We start from the raw sequence: 15,259 nt of genomic DNA, 5'->3' as shown, positions 1-15,259 counted from the left end.
GGCTTCACGCCGCCTCGCGCCCGTCCTCCTTCGCGCCGCGAGCCAGCCGCTTCTGGATGGCGAGGAACAGCGCCTCGTGCGTGGCGGGCGAGGCCAGGTCCACCTCACCGCCGGGCTTGCCGAACGCGGCCACCGCGTCCCGCAGCGCCTCGCGGGCGGCCAGCGCGAGCATCAGCGGCGGCTCCCCCACGGCCTTGCTGCCATGAATCGTGTTGTGCTGGCGCGCGTTCTCCAGCAGCCGCACGCGGAAGTCGATGGGCGCGTCGCTGAAGGCCGGCACCGCGTACGTGCTGGCCGAGTGCGTCAGCAGCCGGCCGTTGGCGTCCCAGCGCAGGTCCTCGCCGGTGAGCCACCCGAGCCCCTGCACGAAGCCGCCTTCAATCTGCCCGCGGTCCACGCCCGGGTTGAGCGAGTCGCCCACGTCCTCCAGCACGTCCACGCGCAGCACGCGCTTCATGCCGGTGTAGCCGTCCACCTCCACCTCGCACACCGCGGCGCCGTAGGCGAAGTAGAGGAACGGCCGGCCCCGGCCGCGGGCCTTGTCGTAGCCGATGCCCGGCGTCTGGTAGTAGCCCGTCACGGACAGGCCCACGCGGGCCAGGTACGCGGCCTCGGCCACGGCCGCGAAGGGCAGGGCGGCCTCGGGCTCACCCGGCGGCCCCACGCGTCCGTCCTGGAACACCAGCGCCTCCGGGGCCACGGAGCGCCCGTGCTTCTCCGCGAGGAGCCGCGCCGCCACGGGGGCCAGCCGCTCCCGCAGGGGGACGCACGCGTCGCGCACGGCGGCGCCATTCAGGTCCGAGCCGCTGGAGGCCGCGGTCGCGGACGTGTTGGGCACCTTGTCCGTCGCCGTCTTCGCCATCCGCACGGCGCTGGCGGGCAGGCCCAGCTCGCGCATGGCCACGCCCTGCACCTTGGTGTGCAGGCCCTGGCCCATCTCCGTGCCGCCGTGGGACACCATCACCGAGCCGTCGCGGTACACGTGCACCAGCGCGCCGGCCTGGTTGAGGAAGGTGGCGGTGAAGGAGATGCCGAACTTCATCGGCGTGAGCGCCAGGCCCCGCTTGATGCGGGGCGACCGGGCGTTGAAGGCCTCCACCTCCTGACGCCGCCGCGCGAAGTCCGAGGACTCCTTCAGCTCGCGCCACAGCTTCGGCAGGCGCTCGTCCTCCAGCTCCTGCCCGTAGTGCGTGGTGTTCGTCTCACCCGAGCCCGAATAGAAGTTGCGCTCGCGCACCTCGTCCGGAGGCAGGCCCACGGCGCGGGCCACGCGGCCGAGAATCTCCTCGCACACCAGCATGCCCTGGGGGCCGCCGAAGCCCCGGAAGGCCGTGTTGGACACCAGGTGCGTCTTCGCCACCCGGCCCGAGAACTCCACGGCCGGTACGTAGTAGGCGTTGTCCAGGTGGAAGAGGGCGCGGTCGAGGATGGACTCGGACAGGTCCAGGGACCAGCCGCCGTTGGACACCAGTCGCGCGCGCAGCGCGAGCAGCCGTCCCTGCCCGTCGAAGCCGGCCTCGAAGGTGGCATGGAAGGGGTGGCGCTTGCCGGTGAGCATCATGTCCACGTCGCGGTCGAGCATCCACCGCACCGGCCGGCCCGTGTGCCACGCGGCCAGCGACACCAGCGCGGCGGGGGCATTGCCCTGCGTCTCCTTGCCACCGAAGCCGCCACCCATGCGCGGGGCCTGCACCACCACCCGGCTGCGCGGCAGGTCCAGCACGTGCGACACCACGGCCTGCACCTCGGACGGGTGCTGGGTGGAGGACGTCACCGTGAGGTCGCCGTCGTCGCCGCGCTCGGCGAAGGCGGCGTGCGTCTCCAGGTAGAAGTGCTCCTGGCCGCCGATGGAGAGCGTGCCGGACAGGCGATGGGGGCTGCTCGCGAGCGCCGCGTCCACGTCACCCCGGCGGATGACGTGCGGCTCCGTGTGGTAGCTGCCCTGGGCGATGGCGTCCTCCACGGTGAGGACGGCGGGCAGCGGCTCGTACTCCACCACCACCGCGCGAGCGGCGGCGCGGCAGGCGTCCACGGACTCGCCCACCACCAGCGCCACCACCTGTCCGTGGAAGAGCACCTCCCGGTCCGCGAGCAGCGGCTCGTCGTGGCGGATGGGGCCGGTGTCGTTCATGCCGGGGATGTCCTCGGCCATCAGCACCGCCACCACGCCCGGCAGCTTCCGCGCCGCGATGGGGTCCCTCCGGAGGATGCGGGCACGCGCGTGCGGCGAGCACACGGGCCACACCTCCAGCATGGGCCGTTGCTGCGCCAGGTCATCCACGTACCGCGCGGCGCCCGTCACGTGGCCCAGCGCGCTCTCGTGCCGCAGCTCTCGCCCGGCGTCGGCCGGGGCCCCCGGCTCGCCCAGGGTGAAGCGGGGCGCGGCATCGATGGACGGGCTGCGCTCGCCGGAGAAGAACTTCTCGAAGAGGCCCGCCACCAGCCCGCGCCGGTACTCCGCGCTGCCGCGCAAATCACTGATGGGGGTGATTTCCTCCGACAGCACGGGCAGCACCCGCGCCACCGTCTCCCGGGTCCACGGCTGCCCGGTGAGCAGCTCCTCGGCACGGCGCGCGCGCACCGGGGTGGCCGCCACGCCGCCGTAGGCCAGCCGCGCCAGCCGCACCACGCCGTCCGCGTCCAGCTCCACGCGGAAGCCCGCGGCGACGATGCTGATGTCCAGCTCGCGCCGCTTGGACACCTTGAAGGAGTCGGACAGCCGCTGGCCGCCGGCCGGAGCGGAGGCGTGGGGAATGACGATGTGGCGCACCAGCTCGTCCGGCCGCAGCGCCGTCTTGCGGTACGCGAGGAAGAAGTCCGCCAGGGGCACCACGCGCTCGCCCTTCACCGAGGCGAGCACGAGCTTCGCGTCCAGCGCGAGCAGCACGGGCGCCATGTCGCCGATGGGCGAGGCCGTCACCAGATTCCCAGCCAGCGTGGCGCGCTGGCGGATCTGCCGCGAGGCGAAGACGTTGAGCATCTTCGCCACCTCCGGGAAGCCGGCGCCGAGCGCGTCCTCCAGCTCCACGAGCGAGGCCGCGCCGCCCACGTACCACCCGTCCGCCTCGCGGCGGATGGCGCGCAGGGACTCCACGCCCTCGGTGGAGATGAGGAACGGGTAGCGGCGGGCCTTCTTGGTGATGTCCACGCCCAGCTCGGTGGCGCCGGCCACGAGGTGCGCCTCGGGGTGCGCGGCCCGCAGCGCGAGCAGCTCCTCGTAGGACGTGGGACGGAGGAAGGTCTGCCCACGCGCCTCGTAGCGCAGGGACGGCAGCGAGGTGGCGGGGCCGCCCAGCGGAAGGCCCGGGAGAGGCTCGCGCGTGGCGGCGGCGTCACGCCCCGCGAGCGCCTCCATCATCGCGTCGCGGATGGGGCGGTAGCCGGTGCAGCGGCAGAGGTTTCCGCAGAGCTGGTCCGCCACGGCCTCGGGCGTGCAGACCTCCTTGCGCGAGTACGCCTCCGCCATGGAGACGATGAAGCCCGGCGTGCAGAAGCCGCACTGCGAGCCGTAGTGCTTCACCATCGCCTGCTGCACGGGGTGGGGCTGCTCGCGGCGGCCCACGCCCTCCACCGTCACCACCTCCCGGCCGGCGACCATGGGCAGCAGGGCAATGCAGCTATTGAAGGCGCGGAGGACGCGCTGGCCCTGGGCGTCCCGGTCCACCATGGCCACGGTGCACGCGCCGCAGTCGCCCTCGGCGCAGCCCTGCTTCGTGCCGGTGTGCCCGCGCGAGCGCAGGAACTCCAGCAGGGTGGTGTTGGGGGACACGCCGTCGACGCAGACGGGCGTGCCGTTGAGCAGGAACTCGAACATGTCGCTCATTCTCCCGAGGATACCTCTCGCAAGCGGGGCGGCTCGGACGCCGCGGTATCGGAGTGTGTCTGGGCGCTCTGCCCGTGGTGCACCTGGAGCAGGCCCGCGGCGATGCTCACCGCGACCTCCTGCGGCGACTTGCCGCCAATCTGCACTCCCATGGGGCACTGGACCCGGTCCATCTGCCGCGCCGTCATGCCCCGGGCCTCCAGCCGCTGGCGGAAGCGGGCCCACTTCGTCCGGCTGCCGATGAGCCCCAGGTAGCGCGCGGGCTTCTCCACGGCGAAGGCGATGATGTCCTGGTCCAGGTCGTGCCGGTGCGTCATCACCGCGACGTAGGTGCGGCGCGCGTCCCAGCGGGCGCGGGAGGCGAACACGTCCCAGGGCTCCTCGTGGCGCACCACGGAGGCGGGGATGCGCTCCCCGTGGAGCCACTCGGGTCGCTCATCCACCAGGTGGATGCGGAAGGGGGTGTCCTCCAGCGTGCGGCACAGCGCCTGGCCCACGTGCCCGGCGCCGAAGAGGTACAGGCGGGGGCCGTGGTTGACGGGCTCCACGAAGACGTCCACCACGCCGCCGCAGCACTGGCCCAGCTTCGCGCCCAGGGGGTAGCGGAAGCCGCGCGCCTCGCCCTTCTCCAGGCAGGCCCGCGCGTCCGCGAGCACCAGCTGCTCCAGGTGTCCGCCTCCGACGGTGCCGTGGAATGCCCCATCCGCGCGGACGAGCAGCTTCGCGCCGGGCTCGGCGGGCGTGCTGCCCTGATGGCCCGTCACGGTGGCGACGGCGAAGGGCTCATCGGCTTGTGACCACTCCGCGAGCTTGCGGACCCAATCCCACATGGTCCGAGCGAGTCTGCCACAGCCCGGGCCCCCACCGTCATGACTCTCACGGGTGGTGTGGGTCGGAGAGCATGTCCCACCCGGGACGAGCCCACCCTTGGCGACGAGCACGAGGACGAGGCCGGGGACCTCGTCCCCGAGGCCGCCGCCGGCTCCGAGGACGTGGCGGCCGGCGAGCCGTAGCTCAGAAGACCAGGGGGACGTCGAGCTGGAAGACGGAGTAGCTCGCCGTCTTCATGGGGGCGTCGAGCGCGAAGGCGTAGGACAGCCCGGGGCGGAGCACCAGGCTGTCGCTCAGCTTGAAGTGGAGGCGCGGGCCCGCGGCGACCGTGAGGTTGTCTCGCAGCTCCTCCGACGTCACCGTCGACGGAGTGGACAGCCAGCGCTGGTAGCGCAGCTCCCCGCCCAGCGACACGGCGGGGTGGACGAAGTAGCCCAGGTGCAGGCCCGAGGTGAAGTTGGTCCTCGCCTTGTCCTGCTGCACCGCCTCGCCGCGCACGCGCGTGAGCTGCAGCACCGTGGCCTCCACCTGGGCCGTGAAGCCTCCCGCCACGTACGACAGGCCCACGCCCGGGAAGACGGTGAAGTCGTTCACCGCGAACATGGCGTTGTCCATCGCCGAGCGCGTCAGCACACCCGAGCGCGCCGCCGCCGCCGTCGCGGCCCTGGGCGTGTTGCCGCCCCCCATGCCCACGGGCAGGGTGAAGCCGAGGAAGAAGCCCAGCCGCAGCGTCTCGCTCAGGTCGTGCGAATAGATTGCGCCGAGCACGGGATTCACCAGCGCCGCGCCCGGGCTGCCCGTCCCCGGCGCATGGTCCACGTAGCCCACGCGCACCAGCGGCGCCAGGCTCGGGGTGACCTTGTAGCTCACCAGCAGCAGGGTGGCCGTGGTGACGCTGTCACCCGTCGCATCCGCCGAGGACAGGGCGAGCGACGTGTCCGAGCGCACCACACTCACCGCCGCCGTCGGGCGCAGCTGCCAGGGCAGTGAGTAGGGCGCCCGGGGCGCGGCCCGGGCGGACAGCGGCCCGAGCGCGGCGAGGAGGGAGAGTGAAGCGAGGGCCCGGGAGATGTTCGAACGCATGGGAATCCTCCAGCTCACGCGTGGGGCGTGGGCTCACCGAGAGAGAGGGGGACGAGGAAGAAGGCCCACAGCGCCGTCGCGGCGAGGAAGGCCGCCGCCGCGATGCCCAGCCAGAGCGTGAAGTGTCCGGCGGTGAAGGGCACGAGCAGCCGCGCCACCATGGCCACCCCCATCAGCGCGCCCACGGTCCCCACCTGCCACGGGTGGCCCATGAGCAGCCTGCCGTGCCCGCCGTGCGCGAGCACCACGTGCGTGGAGACCGCGAGCGCCATCAGCGCGAAGCAGCCGAGGAAGACGACGTGCAGCCCCGCCGTGCGCAGCTCGGGCCGCAGCGCCACCGCGGAGTAGCCCAGCGGCAGCAGCCACGCGGAGGCCCAGATGAGCCAGCGGTGGAGCCCGGACTGCGACGGCGCGCGCCACAGCCGCGTCGGCCCCACCAGGGCCGCCGCCACCACCACGGCCCGCAGGCCATGGCCCCACCGCGAGGACACCAGCGGCTCGACGAGGAAGCTCGCCACGAAGCAGAGCGCCGCGGCCACGTGGAGGCCCTGCCTCACGCGCCGCCGCGCTCCGGTGGCCACGCCCGGGGGCTCGCCGTGGAGGAACATGGGCAGCAACATGCCGCCGACGCCCAGCACCAGCCCCGCGAACAGGCCCTGGAGCAGCAGCCCCGTGCCCAGGGCGTGCAGCCAGGGCGGCCCCATTCCCGGAGGCACGGCCGTCAGCACCGCGCCGGCCGCGCCCAGGCCCAGGGCGATGGGCACCCACACCATGCCCTCCGGTACCGTGCGGCCCGGCCCCGGTGCGCGCAGGCGCGGCACGATGAAGGACAGCAGCACGCCGAGCTGCGCCAGGAAGAAGGCCTCCGTCAGCCACCAGGCCTCCCACCACGCGCTCGCGGTGACGGCCACCGGCAGGAACAGGGAGACGCCCACCCGCGCGGCCGACGGGCCCTCCGTCCCCGTGCGGCGGGGGATGAAGGTGTAGAGGAAGCCCAGCGCGAAGCAGAGCATGAAGCCCTGCACCAGGGTCAGCGCGTGCGACGTGGAGCGCCACGTGGAGTCGACGCCCAGGGCGTACAGCAGCCAGTGCACCACGCCCACCTGGCCCAGCACCACGCCCAGCGGGAAGAACAACCGGTACGGCTCCCGGCGCCACACGGGCTCGGGCTTGGACGAGGACGGGGGCATCATCATGGCTCTCCTCCTTTGCCTCGGGGACTCGTCCCCGGGGCCCGCCGCGCGCGCATCTCGGCCAGCACCGCGCGTGCTTCCTCGGGCGGGAGCAGCTTCCGGGCCTCGGGGAAGAGGGACTGCTCCTCCAGGTACAGGTGCGCCTCGAGCCGTGCCGCGAGCCGCTCGCTGTCCCCGGCCAGCTCCGGCGCCAGCGCCGGGTGTCGCCCGGGCGCGGCGGCCAGCTCGCTCCAGACGGGGAGCAGCGCCGCCAGCAGGGCTTCGATGTCCGCGTGTTGCCGGGACATCTCCGCGAGCGCCTCCCGGCCCGCTGGAGAGAGGCCGGCCTGGAGCAGCCGCGGCGCCAGGGATTCGTCCTCATCCGCTACATGCCGGGGAAGCGCCTCGGTGAAGTAGCGCGTCAGACGTCCGGCGGCCTCTGAACGCTCGTGCGGTGGCGCCTCCACCTGGCGGGCGAGCCTCAGCGCGACGAGGCAGAACTCGCGGATCCGCACATGACACTCGAGGAGGAGCTGGAAGGCGTCCTCGGGTGCGGCTTCGGCGGGCTTGAAGCGAAGCTGGATGTGCATGGCGTCTCCAGCTCCGTGTCCTGCAACGCGGGCGCCAGCCCCGGGTACGAGCGCGGGGCACGTCCCTCGAGCGCAGAACCTGCGGCCCGCCGGAAGGTCACGCAGGTCATGCGCCGCCGGGAGGGAGCTCTCCCTCTCAGACGGCGGTGGGCGCCCGGTGTGCCGTGTAGGTGTCGCGGCGCATCGGTTGGGCCTTCCCGTACGTCAGGGAGCGCCACACCCACTCCACGGGGCCGAAGCGGAAGCGCGACAGCCACAGGTGGCTCCACACCACCTGCACCGCGAAGATGGGCAGGCAGAGCGCCGCGCAGGCGGCGGGGCCGAGCTTCGTTATCTGCCCCAGGCCGTACCCGTAGAAGATGAAGAGGCTGATGACGGTCTGCGACAGGTAGTTCGTCAGCGCCATGCGGCCCACGGGCGCCAGCACTCCCAGGAGGCGCTGCCACGTGGCGCGCTGGAAGAGCAGGGTGAGGCCCGACACGTAGACGGCCGCGAAGCCCAGCTCGCCCACGTGCCGCAGCGGCGCCATGGCGAGGGGCAGCCACACGGGCAGGGTCTCCGGGGTGAGAATCTTCCGCATCATGAGCTGCTGGAAGACCAGCCCGGTGCTACTGCCAATGATTCCGGCCACCAGCCCCCAGACGAGCAGCCGGCGGAAGAGGCGCAGGTGCTGGTGCGCGTCATGGAAGATGCGGCGGCGCCCCGCCACCAGGCCCAGCAGGAACCGGCCGAAGGTGGCGAGCATGGTGGCGGCAATCATCGGCAGGAAGTCGCGCACATAGAAGTTGCCGCCTGACCTCACCACGTCCCACCAGCTTCCTCCCGAGAATGCCGCCAAAGCCTCCGCCTTGATGGCCGCCGAGCGCTCCGCGGCCGCCTTCGCGATGGCCGCGCCGGCTTCGGGCGTCTCCGCGAGGAGCTGCGGCAGCCGCAGGATGGCCATGCCGATGATGGGCCAGACGAGGACCAGCACCGCCGTGAGGATGAGCAGCGTCCGGTCCGAGCGCTTCCGGAGCAGCAGCAGCCCGAGGCCCAGCACCGCGTACGTGCTGAGGATGTCGCCGTACCAGAGCAGGAACAGGTGGGCGAGGCCCATCACCAGCATCACCACCAGCCGCCGCGAGTACACCGGGACGATGGAGGCGCCCCGGTCCTCCGCGCGCCCGAGCTGCACCGCGAAGCCCAGGCCGAAGAGGAACGAGAAGAGGGTGATGAACTTCCCGGACACCAGCAGCATGAAGGCTTGCAGGGTGACGGTGTCCGGGAGCGAGGCGTTCGCGAACGCCGCCTCCATCTGGGGCCGCGGCAGGAAGGTCCTGCCGCTGAACCACATCATGACGTTGGAGACGAACACGCCGCAGAGCGCGAAGCCCCGCAGCGTGTCGAGCAGCGCCAGACGCTCGCTGGACTCGATGGGACCGGCGGAAGGAGCTGGGTTCATGTCAGCGCGGCCGAACCCGAGCCCGGCTGCCTGTATTCCCTGCGCTCATGCGTCCCATGAGCGGACAATCATGTCCCGCAACCGGTCACACGCCGATGCGCGGACAGAGGTCCTTGAAGATGCACTCCTCGCACTTCGGCTTCTTCGCCGTGCAGGTGTACCGGCCATGGAGCACGGTGGCGGGACCGAAGAAGGTCCACTGCTCCTGGGGCACCAGCTTCATCAGGTCCTGCTCGATGACGTCCGGCTTGTCGTGCTTCGTCAGCCCCATGCGCTGGCTGACGCGGGCGACGTGGGTGTCGACGATGATGCCGGAGGGCAGGTTGAAGGCGGTGTTGAGGACGACGTTCGCCGTCTTCCGCGCCACGCCGGGCAGCGTCACCAGCTCCTCCACGGTGCGCGGCACCTCGCCGCCGAAGTCCTCCAGCAGCGCGCGGCTCATGGCCTGCACGGACTTCGTCTTCTGCTTGTAGAAGCCCGTGGGCTTGAGGTCCTCCTCCAGCTCCGCCGTGTCCGCTTCCGCGAGCGCCTTCGGGCCCGGGTACTTCGGAAAGAGGGTGGCCGTCACGCGGTTGACGCGCTCGTCCGTGCACTGCGCCGCCAGGATGGTGGCGACGAGCAGCTCGAAGGGGGTGGACCAGTTGAGCTCGTAGCGCGCGTCCGGGTGGGCTTCGCGGAGGCGCTCGAGGAGGACGGGGATTTTCTCGGCGGGTTTCATGGTGGCTCGCTTGTCCAGAAACCTACCTGGGGTGTCTGACACGCGTCACGCATTCCGCGCGCCGCGCCGGCACCCCGTGGAGCCTCCGTCCTCCTCGTGTGTGGGCGGGGTCAGCCGCCCCGGGGCGCGAGCTGCTGGAGCAGGCGGACCGTCTCTGGCGCGGCCAGCGCCGGCGCGTACGCGGTGAGCGCGACGCCGGACACCACGCGGGTGATGTTGTGGTCCACCCGGCCCGCCTGGGACCAGACCTCGGCGGTGGGGGCGGTGATGTACGCGGAGAAGGTGTGGTGGCCCGTGCCGGGACGCTCGCCGATGACGTGGATGATGGCGCGGTGCGTGGCGGGGTCTCCCAGGCCGCTGTAGAGCGCCTCGCCCACGCGGTAGCCGGCGCGCACGCGGCCGGAGGTGAGCAGCAGGTGCTCCGGGGCCACGGTGTAGCCGGCGGTGGTGAGCGCGGAGCGCAGCGCGTCCAGGTAGGGCAGCAGCTGCCCGTCGTCCATGATGGCCAGCGCGTTGAGCCCGTCGGACACCATGAGCTGCACGTCGTACCGGCCACCGTGCCGCGCGCGCAGCGAGCGCAGCGCGTCCAGCGACGCGGCGTCGAGCTGCTCACCCGTGTCCGGGTGGAGGATGTACTCCGTGCGGTCCTTCGACTTCGTCACCAGCCGCACGCCATCCGGCACCGTGGTGATGAAGGACTGCGTCAGCTCCGTCCACAGGCTCTTCTTGGAGTCCGCGTAGACGCGGCGCAACTCCGTCTCCAGCGCGGGCTCCAGGTCCCACGGGTTCGCGCCATGCCCCCGGGCGATGGCCACGCCCCGGGCGCGAATCTCCTCGAGCCTCAGGGTGCCCTCGGCGCGGATGTCCGCCTCGGGCCGTGTGTCGCCCTTCGCGCGCAGGTACTGCAGGTAGACCCAGAGCGGGTCTCCGAAGTGCTCGGTGGGCCGGCCTTCCGAGTCGATGACGCCCAGGCGCTGGAAGAAGGCCCACATCCGGTCCTCCACCTTGTAGCCGAAGCGCTCTCGCAGCCGGACGTGGTCCTGGAAGCCGGTGGTGAGGTAGCCCAGCATCGGGTCGTTCTTGGTGGGCAGCCCCATGAGGTACGCCGGGTTGGCCGGCATGATGCGCTCCAGGCACCAGTCCAGGTCGTCCAGCGACACGTCCATGTGGAGCGTGGAGCAGACGTCCAGGCCGATGGTGAGCCCGTGCAGCTTGCCCATGACGATGTCCTCCAGGCAGCAGCGCACGAGCTGCTCCCGGGTGCGGAACACCTCCGGACCGATGAAGCCCGCCACGTCGTTGAGGTGGACCCACGGCGCGGCGGCGCGGCCCGCGCGCTCCTGGGCCCGGGCCACGCGCCGGGTCAGCGCCCGCGCGAAGCCGTACTTTCGCGACTCGTGCAGCACCATGTCGTAGCCGTGCGCATGGCCGTTGGTGAAGTCCGCGCCCTGGCCCGTCTCGAAGTAGAGGCCGTACTTCCCGGTGCGGCCGTCCGCGTACCCGAGCATCTTCTCCACGGAGATGTCGAAGGTGCCATTGGCGGTGTCGCTGCCGGCGATGCTCTGGAACCAGATGCCGGTGCTGCCGGGCTGCTGGCGCTCCACCTCCGCCTGCACGTCGATGTGGGCCAGCACGCAGTGGGGCAGCACGTCCTCCAGGCCGAACGTCACCAGCAACTCGTGCAGGGCGGACTCGATGGCGCCCACCGACTCCGGCGCGGAGGACACCGGGTTGCAGCCGAGCACCACGTCGCCCACCGCGTACGCGAAGCCGTCGAACACCTGCCAGCGGATGTCGTCCACGTTGTCCGTGGGCGAGTTGGGCTGGATGCGCGCGCCCAGGTAGCCCCGCGCGCCGAGGTTGCTGCCCGGCAGCGGGTTGAACACCTTCCGGGCCACGGCGATGAGCTCCTCGTCGCTCATCAGCTTGACGACGCAGGCGATGACGTCGCTGCCCAGGCCCGGCATGAGGGACTTGATGGCGGCCTCGTCGCTCTCCAGCAGGAACTGCTTCAGCCGGCCCAGCGTCCAGCCCTCCGCGGCGGCGGCCGCCACGCGGTCCTCCGTCTCCAGCAGCAGCGCGTGGAGCTGGTCCTTCCGCACCGGGTGGCCCTCCAGGTCCACCAGGCGCGTGTTCTCCAGGAGCCGCCGCGCATTCTCACGCGAGGCGTCGTCCGCCGCGGCCACGCCCACCAGCGCGTCGCCCTCCTTGAAGGCGTTGGCGGCGCCCAGCACCTGTTTGTAGAGCGTCTCGTCGAAGGCGCCCTTCACGCGCTGGACGTAGCCGAAGACGTCCTCGCCGGGACGCACCTCGGGAATGAGCACTCCTTCGGGCGGCGGGCCCGGAGGTGGGCGGACCACGGCGGAGTCCTTGCCGCAGCCCAGCAGGGACGCCGCCGTGCCGCCCAACATCGCGGCCAGCACGGTGCGCCGGTGCAAAAGGAACCGAGGTCCCGAAGCCATGTCCTGTCCTCGCTTGTGACGCGCTCCAGGAGGCTCCGGCCTCCCTTCCCCCGCGCGTCATCCGGACATGCTCCGTGCATCCAGCAAGCACCGACAACCCGGCATCCAGGGACAATGACGTGCAGCTGACGCCTACAGGCCCGGCGGGCGGAGCCGGGCCGCGAGCGCCGGACAGTGCGTCTCGTACCTCCCTGTCGGATTCCGGGCGGACGCGGACCTCGCGGTGCGAGTGGCGGCCCTCCGGGGGCCTCGCGGCCGGTGGTTACGGCGTGTCCACGGCGCTGGCGACGTTCTCCGGCATTCCGTCCGGGTGCGTGCGCACGTCGAAGGTGGCGCGGACCGTCGTGCCGGGTGGGAGCGACCGGCGGAGGAACGCCTCGACGGACTGCTCCCTCGGGATGCGCCTGCCGTCCAGGCGCGTCGCGTGCGTGACGCGCAGGGGGACGGCCGGCCCGCGCTCGCTCTCGATATAGAGGACGCCCGGGCTCGCCCCGAGCACCCGGCCGCGAAGCTCCTTCTGCTCACCCTCGGGAGTCTCGGTGTCGGACCCGGCGGGGAGTGCCGGAGTGGAGCTTTCGCCCTGCGCGGCCGGTGGTCGCTCCTGGGCCGGCAGGGCAGGGGAGCCCCACGCCACCGCCTGGGCGCCCAGCAGGAGCCCGGCGAGCAACCCCACGCTCTTGCGCTTCATCCGCTGCCACCCCCTGCGCGGCCGCACGCCCCGCCACGGCGGAAGCTGGCCATCACCCGGAGTGCCGGCAGCGCGCGCTTCCCTGGACGGACGCTGGCACCGGGCCTACCGTCCGCGGCCGTTCAACCTCTTTCCCAGAGTGACACAGCCATGGTCTCGGCCATCTTCAACCCGGCCCGTTGGAAGCCCGTCGAGGGCTTCAAGTTCAAGGACATCACCTTCCACCGCGCGGTGGACCAGGGCACCGTGCGCATCGCCTTCAACCGGCCCGAGGTGCGCAACGCCTTCCGCCCCCGCACCGTGGACGAGCTGTCCCGCGCGCTGGAGGCCACGCGCTTCATGACGGACGTGGGCTGCGTGCTCATCACCGGCAACGGGCCCTCGCCCAAGGACGGAGGCTGGGCCTTCTGCTCCGGTGGGGACCAGCGCATCCGCGGCAAGGACGGCTACAAGTACGAGGGCGAGGAAGGTGAGTCCGACCCGGCACGTCTGGGCCGGCTCCACATCCTGGAGGTGCAGCGGCAGATCCGCTTCCTCCCCAAGGCCGTCATCGCCGTGGTGCCGGGCTGGGCGGTGGGCGGCGGCCACAGCCTGCACGTGGTCTGCGACATGACCATCGCCAGCAAGGAGCACGCCGTCTTCAAGCAGACCGACGCGGACGTGGCCAGCTTCGACGGCGGCTACGGCTCCGCGCTGCTGGCCCGGCAGGTAGGCCAGAAGCGCGCGCGCGAAATCTTCTTCGTGGGTGCCAACTACTCCGCGGACGAGGCCCACCAGATGGGTATGGTCAACGCGGTGGTGCCACACGCGCAGCTCGAGGACTTCGCGCTGGACTGGGCGGCGGAGATCAACACGAAGAGCCCCACCGCCATCAAGATGCTGAAGTACGCCTTCAACCTCCCCGACGACGGCATGGTGGGACAGCAGCTCTTCGCCGGCGAGGCCACGCGCCTGGCCTACGGCACCGACGAGGCACAGGAAGGCCGCGACGCCTTCGTGCAGAAGCGCAAGCGCGACTTCAAGCGCTTCCCCTGGACGTACTGACGCGTCCGCGCGTTGGCTCATCGCGTTTCATGCGGCGCGTCACCTGAAACGCCTCTTTGTTTCAGCCTGTGATTTCACGGACTTGAGGTCATTTCTGAACCTCGAGTCCGTGAGGTATTGACTATGTGAATGGAAGGATTTAGAAACACGGAAATACAGAGCGCGGTGCAAAACGGACTCAGGGGGCTCAAGAAGGAGTCCGGGCGTGCCGCGATCACCAGGAGAACGCACCTTGGTCCTTCCACGAGCAGTGGCCGGTGTCATGGTCCAGCAGCAGCAGGACGCGTACTTCCTCCTGGACACCGAAGGTGGCGAAGTCTTCCGGGTAAACGAAACCGCCGCTCGCATCTTCGAGCTGTGCCGTAGCGGGAGCACGCTCGAGGCCGCGGTGGATGCGCTCGCCAGCAATCTGGGCGCATCTGCTCCGCGACATGAAATCGCCGAGGACGTTCAGAGTACTGTAGCTCAGTTCCTGGAGCTCGGACTCTGCGAGGCGTCCGGAGTTTCCTGAGACGTCCCCCCACCCAATGTAACGCATCAGGTTCTTCCCTGGCCTGTCTGGCCATGGCCGCGCCTTGCGCGAAGAACCGCCAGCTGTGTGTGTTTCGCCTTGTGAAACACACACGAAGCCTGTGACGCGGAACGAGGTGTTTCACTGCACAGGCCCAACCCAACACCGATGAGGTTCACCATGTACGTCAAGGCCCAGATCGTCCGCGTCTCCGCGTCGTCCGACAAGTGCTCCTGCGGCGGCACCATGACGGTGCTCACCGTCGCTGAGTAGTCTCCGCGCGGTAACCCGAATCACTACCGGGCGGGGAGGATTTCCTCTTCGCTCCAATCCCTCTCAGCACCTCGTCCGCATCAGCCGGCTCGCCGGAACGGGAGAGGTGTGTCTCCACACCCGAAATCGAAGAGGTCCACCATGTACGTGAAGGCCGAGATCGTCCGCGTTGCCGCGTCGTCCGACAAGTGCTCCTGCGGCGGCACCATGACCACTGTCAGGGTGCTCGAGTAGTAGTGACGGTGCGGCGCGAAGAAATCCTTCGCGCCGTGTCGCCCGTAGTGCCCCGTGCGCGCTCCGGCTCATCGGCGCGCGTGCGGGTTCAACCCCAACACCGAAAGAGGTCCACACATGTACGTCAAGGCCCAGATCGTCCGCGTCTCCGCGTCGTCCGACAAGTGCTCCTGCGGCGGCACCATGTCCGTCGATACCGCCACGGTCATCCAGTAGTCGCCACGCGGTTGCAGTTCCGCAGTCGTCGTGCCGGGCGAAAGCCCTCAACCCGCAACACCGAAAGAGGTCCACACATGTACGTCAAGGCCCAGATCGTTCGCGTTTCCGCCTCCTCCGACAAGTGCTCCTGCGGCGGCACCATGACCGCGACGGTGCAGGTCGCGGAGTAG

Annotated in this window: 12 protein-coding genes; 3 read left to right on the top strand and 9 right to left on the bottom strand. The window is 71.0% G+C overall.

Annotation, left to right across the window (positions count from 1 at the left end):
- Positions 1 to 4 precede the first annotated feature (4 nt).
- Positions 5 to 3,823, bottom strand: coding sequence for a xanthine dehydrogenase molybdopterin binding subunit (gene xdhB, locus K8638_RS08575; protein WP_223753944.1), 3,819 nt, complete (start codon positions 3,821 to 3,823; stop codon positions 5 to 7).
- The gene (xdhC, locus tag K8638_RS08570; RefSeq protein ID WP_223753943.1) at positions 3,820 to 4,653 is read right to left on the bottom strand and encodes a xanthine dehydrogenase accessory protein XdhC; all 834 of its coding nucleotides are present in this window, start codon (positions 4,651 to 4,653) and stop codon (positions 3,820 to 3,822) included. The genes xdhB and xdhC overlap by 4 nt, the downstream gene beginning before the upstream one ends.
- A 57-nt stretch (positions 4,654 to 4,710) precedes the next feature.
- On the opposite strand from xdhC, the gene K8638_RS44515 reads away from it, so the two are divergent.
- Complete coding sequence (locus K8638_RS44515; RefSeq protein ID WP_255662522.1) at positions 4,711 to 4,836, top strand: hypothetical protein; 126 nt, start codon at positions 4,711 to 4,713, stop codon at positions 4,834 to 4,836.
- Between the two features lies 1 nt (position 4,837).
- On the opposite strand, the gene K8638_RS08565 is transcribed toward K8638_RS44515, so the two are convergent.
- The 7 genes from K8638_RS08565 to K8638_RS08535 all read right to left on the bottom strand — a co-directional run bounded on the left by K8638_RS08565 (position 4,838) and on the right by K8638_RS08535 (position 12,808).
- On the bottom strand, positions 4,838 to 5,737 hold the full coding sequence (locus K8638_RS08565) for a hypothetical protein (protein ID WP_223753942.1): 900 nt from the start codon (positions 5,735 to 5,737) through the stop codon (positions 4,838 to 4,840).
- Between the two features lie 14 nt (positions 5,738 to 5,751).
- Positions 5,752 to 6,933 (bottom strand): NnrS family protein, encoded by a 1,182-nt coding sequence (locus tag K8638_RS08560; RefSeq protein ID WP_223753941.1) that lies wholly within the window; start codon positions 6,931 to 6,933, stop codon positions 5,752 to 5,754.
- Positions 6,930 to 7,499, bottom strand: coding sequence for a hemerythrin domain-containing protein (locus K8638_RS08555; RefSeq protein WP_223753940.1), 570 nt, complete (start codon positions 7,497 to 7,499; stop codon positions 6,930 to 6,932). Before K8638_RS08555 ends, K8638_RS08560 begins: the two co-directional genes overlap by 4 nt.
- 136 nt (positions 7,500 to 7,635) lie before the next feature.
- The gene (locus K8638_RS08550; protein WP_223753939.1) at positions 7,636 to 8,940 is read right to left on the bottom strand and encodes a DUF418 domain-containing protein; all 1,305 of its coding nucleotides are present in this window, start codon (positions 8,938 to 8,940) and stop codon (positions 7,636 to 7,638) included.
- Positions 8,941 to 9,025: 85 nt separating this feature from the next.
- A complete protein-coding gene (gene nth, locus K8638_RS08545; RefSeq protein WP_223753938.1) occupies positions 9,026 to 9,658 on the bottom strand; it encodes an endonuclease III in 633 nt (210 codons plus the stop codon).
- Between the two features lie 110 nt (positions 9,659 to 9,768).
- The gene (gene eutB / locus K8638_RS08540) at positions 9,769 to 12,120 is read right to left on the bottom strand and encodes an ethanolamine ammonia-lyase subunit EutB (protein WP_223753937.1); all 2,352 of its coding nucleotides are present in this window, start codon (positions 12,118 to 12,120) and stop codon (positions 9,769 to 9,771) included.
- 262 nt (positions 12,121 to 12,382) lie between these two features.
- Entirely contained in the window at positions 12,383 to 12,808 is a 426-nt protein-coding gene (locus tag K8638_RS08535; protein WP_223753936.1) for a hypothetical protein, read from the bottom strand.
- A 150-nt stretch (positions 12,809 to 12,958) separates the two neighbouring features.
- Here K8638_RS08535 and K8638_RS08530 point away from each other — a divergent pair, with 150 nt between their 5' ends.
- Both K8638_RS08530 and K8638_RS08525 read left to right on the top strand, forming a co-directional pair.
- A complete protein-coding gene (locus tag K8638_RS08530) occupies positions 12,959 to 13,852 on the top strand; it encodes a 1,4-dihydroxy-2-naphthoyl-CoA synthase (RefSeq protein WP_223753935.1) in 894 nt (297 codons plus the stop codon).
- A 262-nt stretch (positions 13,853 to 14,114) separates the two neighbouring features.
- On the top strand, positions 14,115 to 14,363 hold the full coding sequence (locus K8638_RS08525) for a PqqD family protein (RefSeq protein ID WP_223753934.1): 249 nt from the start codon (positions 14,115 to 14,117) through the stop codon (positions 14,361 to 14,363).
- Positions 14,364 to 15,259: the final 896 nt, after the last annotated feature.

The sequence above is a fragment of the Myxococcus sp. RHSTA-1-4 genome, from assembly GCF_020037125.1.
In the GTDB taxonomy this organism is placed as follows: Bacteria; Myxococcota; Myxococcia; order Myxococcales; family Myxococcaceae; genus Myxococcus.
This window is presented reverse-complemented; position numbering and strand designations above follow the sequence as displayed.

What these genes read in the sequence shown, in the direction of transcription:
- K8638_RS08535 (WP_223753936.1), bottom strand. Translation starts at nt 12,808, where the DNA reads ATGAAGCGCAAGAGCGTGGGGTTGCTCGCCGGGCTCCTGCTGGGCGCC.
- K8638_RS08555 (WP_223753940.1), bottom strand. Translation starts at nt 7,499, where the DNA reads ATGCACATCCAGCTTCGCTTCAAGCCCGCCGAAGCCGCACCCGAGGAC.
- nth (WP_223753938.1), bottom strand. Translation starts at nt 9,658, where the DNA reads ATGAAACCCGCCGAGAAAATCCCCGTCCTCCTCGAGCGCCTCCGCGAA.
- xdhB (WP_223753944.1), bottom strand. Translation starts at nt 3,823, where the DNA reads ATGAGCGACATGTTCGAGTTCCTGCTCAACGGCACGCCCGTCTGCGTC.
- K8638_RS08565 (WP_223753942.1), bottom strand. Translation starts at nt 5,737, where the DNA reads ATGCGTTCGAACATCTCCCGGGCCCTCGCTTCACTCTCCCTCCTCGCC.
- K8638_RS08560 (WP_223753941.1), bottom strand. Translation starts at nt 6,933, where the DNA reads ATGATGATGCCCCCGTCCTCGTCCAAGCCCGAGCCCGTGTGGCGCCGG.
- xdhC (WP_223753943.1), bottom strand. Translation starts at nt 4,653, where the DNA reads ATGTGGGATTGGGTCCGCAAGCTCGCGGAGTGGTCACAAGCCGATGAG.
- K8638_RS08530 (WP_223753935.1), top strand. Translation starts at nt 12,959, where the DNA reads ATGGTCTCGGCCATCTTCAACCCGGCCCGTTGGAAGCCCGTCGAGGGC.
- eutB (WP_223753937.1), bottom strand. Translation starts at nt 12,120, where the DNA reads ATGGCTTCGGGACCTCGGTTCCTTTTGCACCGGCGCACCGTGCTGGCC.
- K8638_RS08550 (WP_223753939.1), bottom strand. Translation starts at nt 8,940, where the DNA reads ATGAACCCAGCTCCTTCCGCCGGTCCCATCGAGTCCAGCGAGCGTCTG.
- K8638_RS08525 (WP_223753934.1), top strand. Translation starts at nt 14,115, where the DNA reads ATGGTCCAGCAGCAGCAGGACGCGTACTTCCTCCTGGACACCGAAGGT.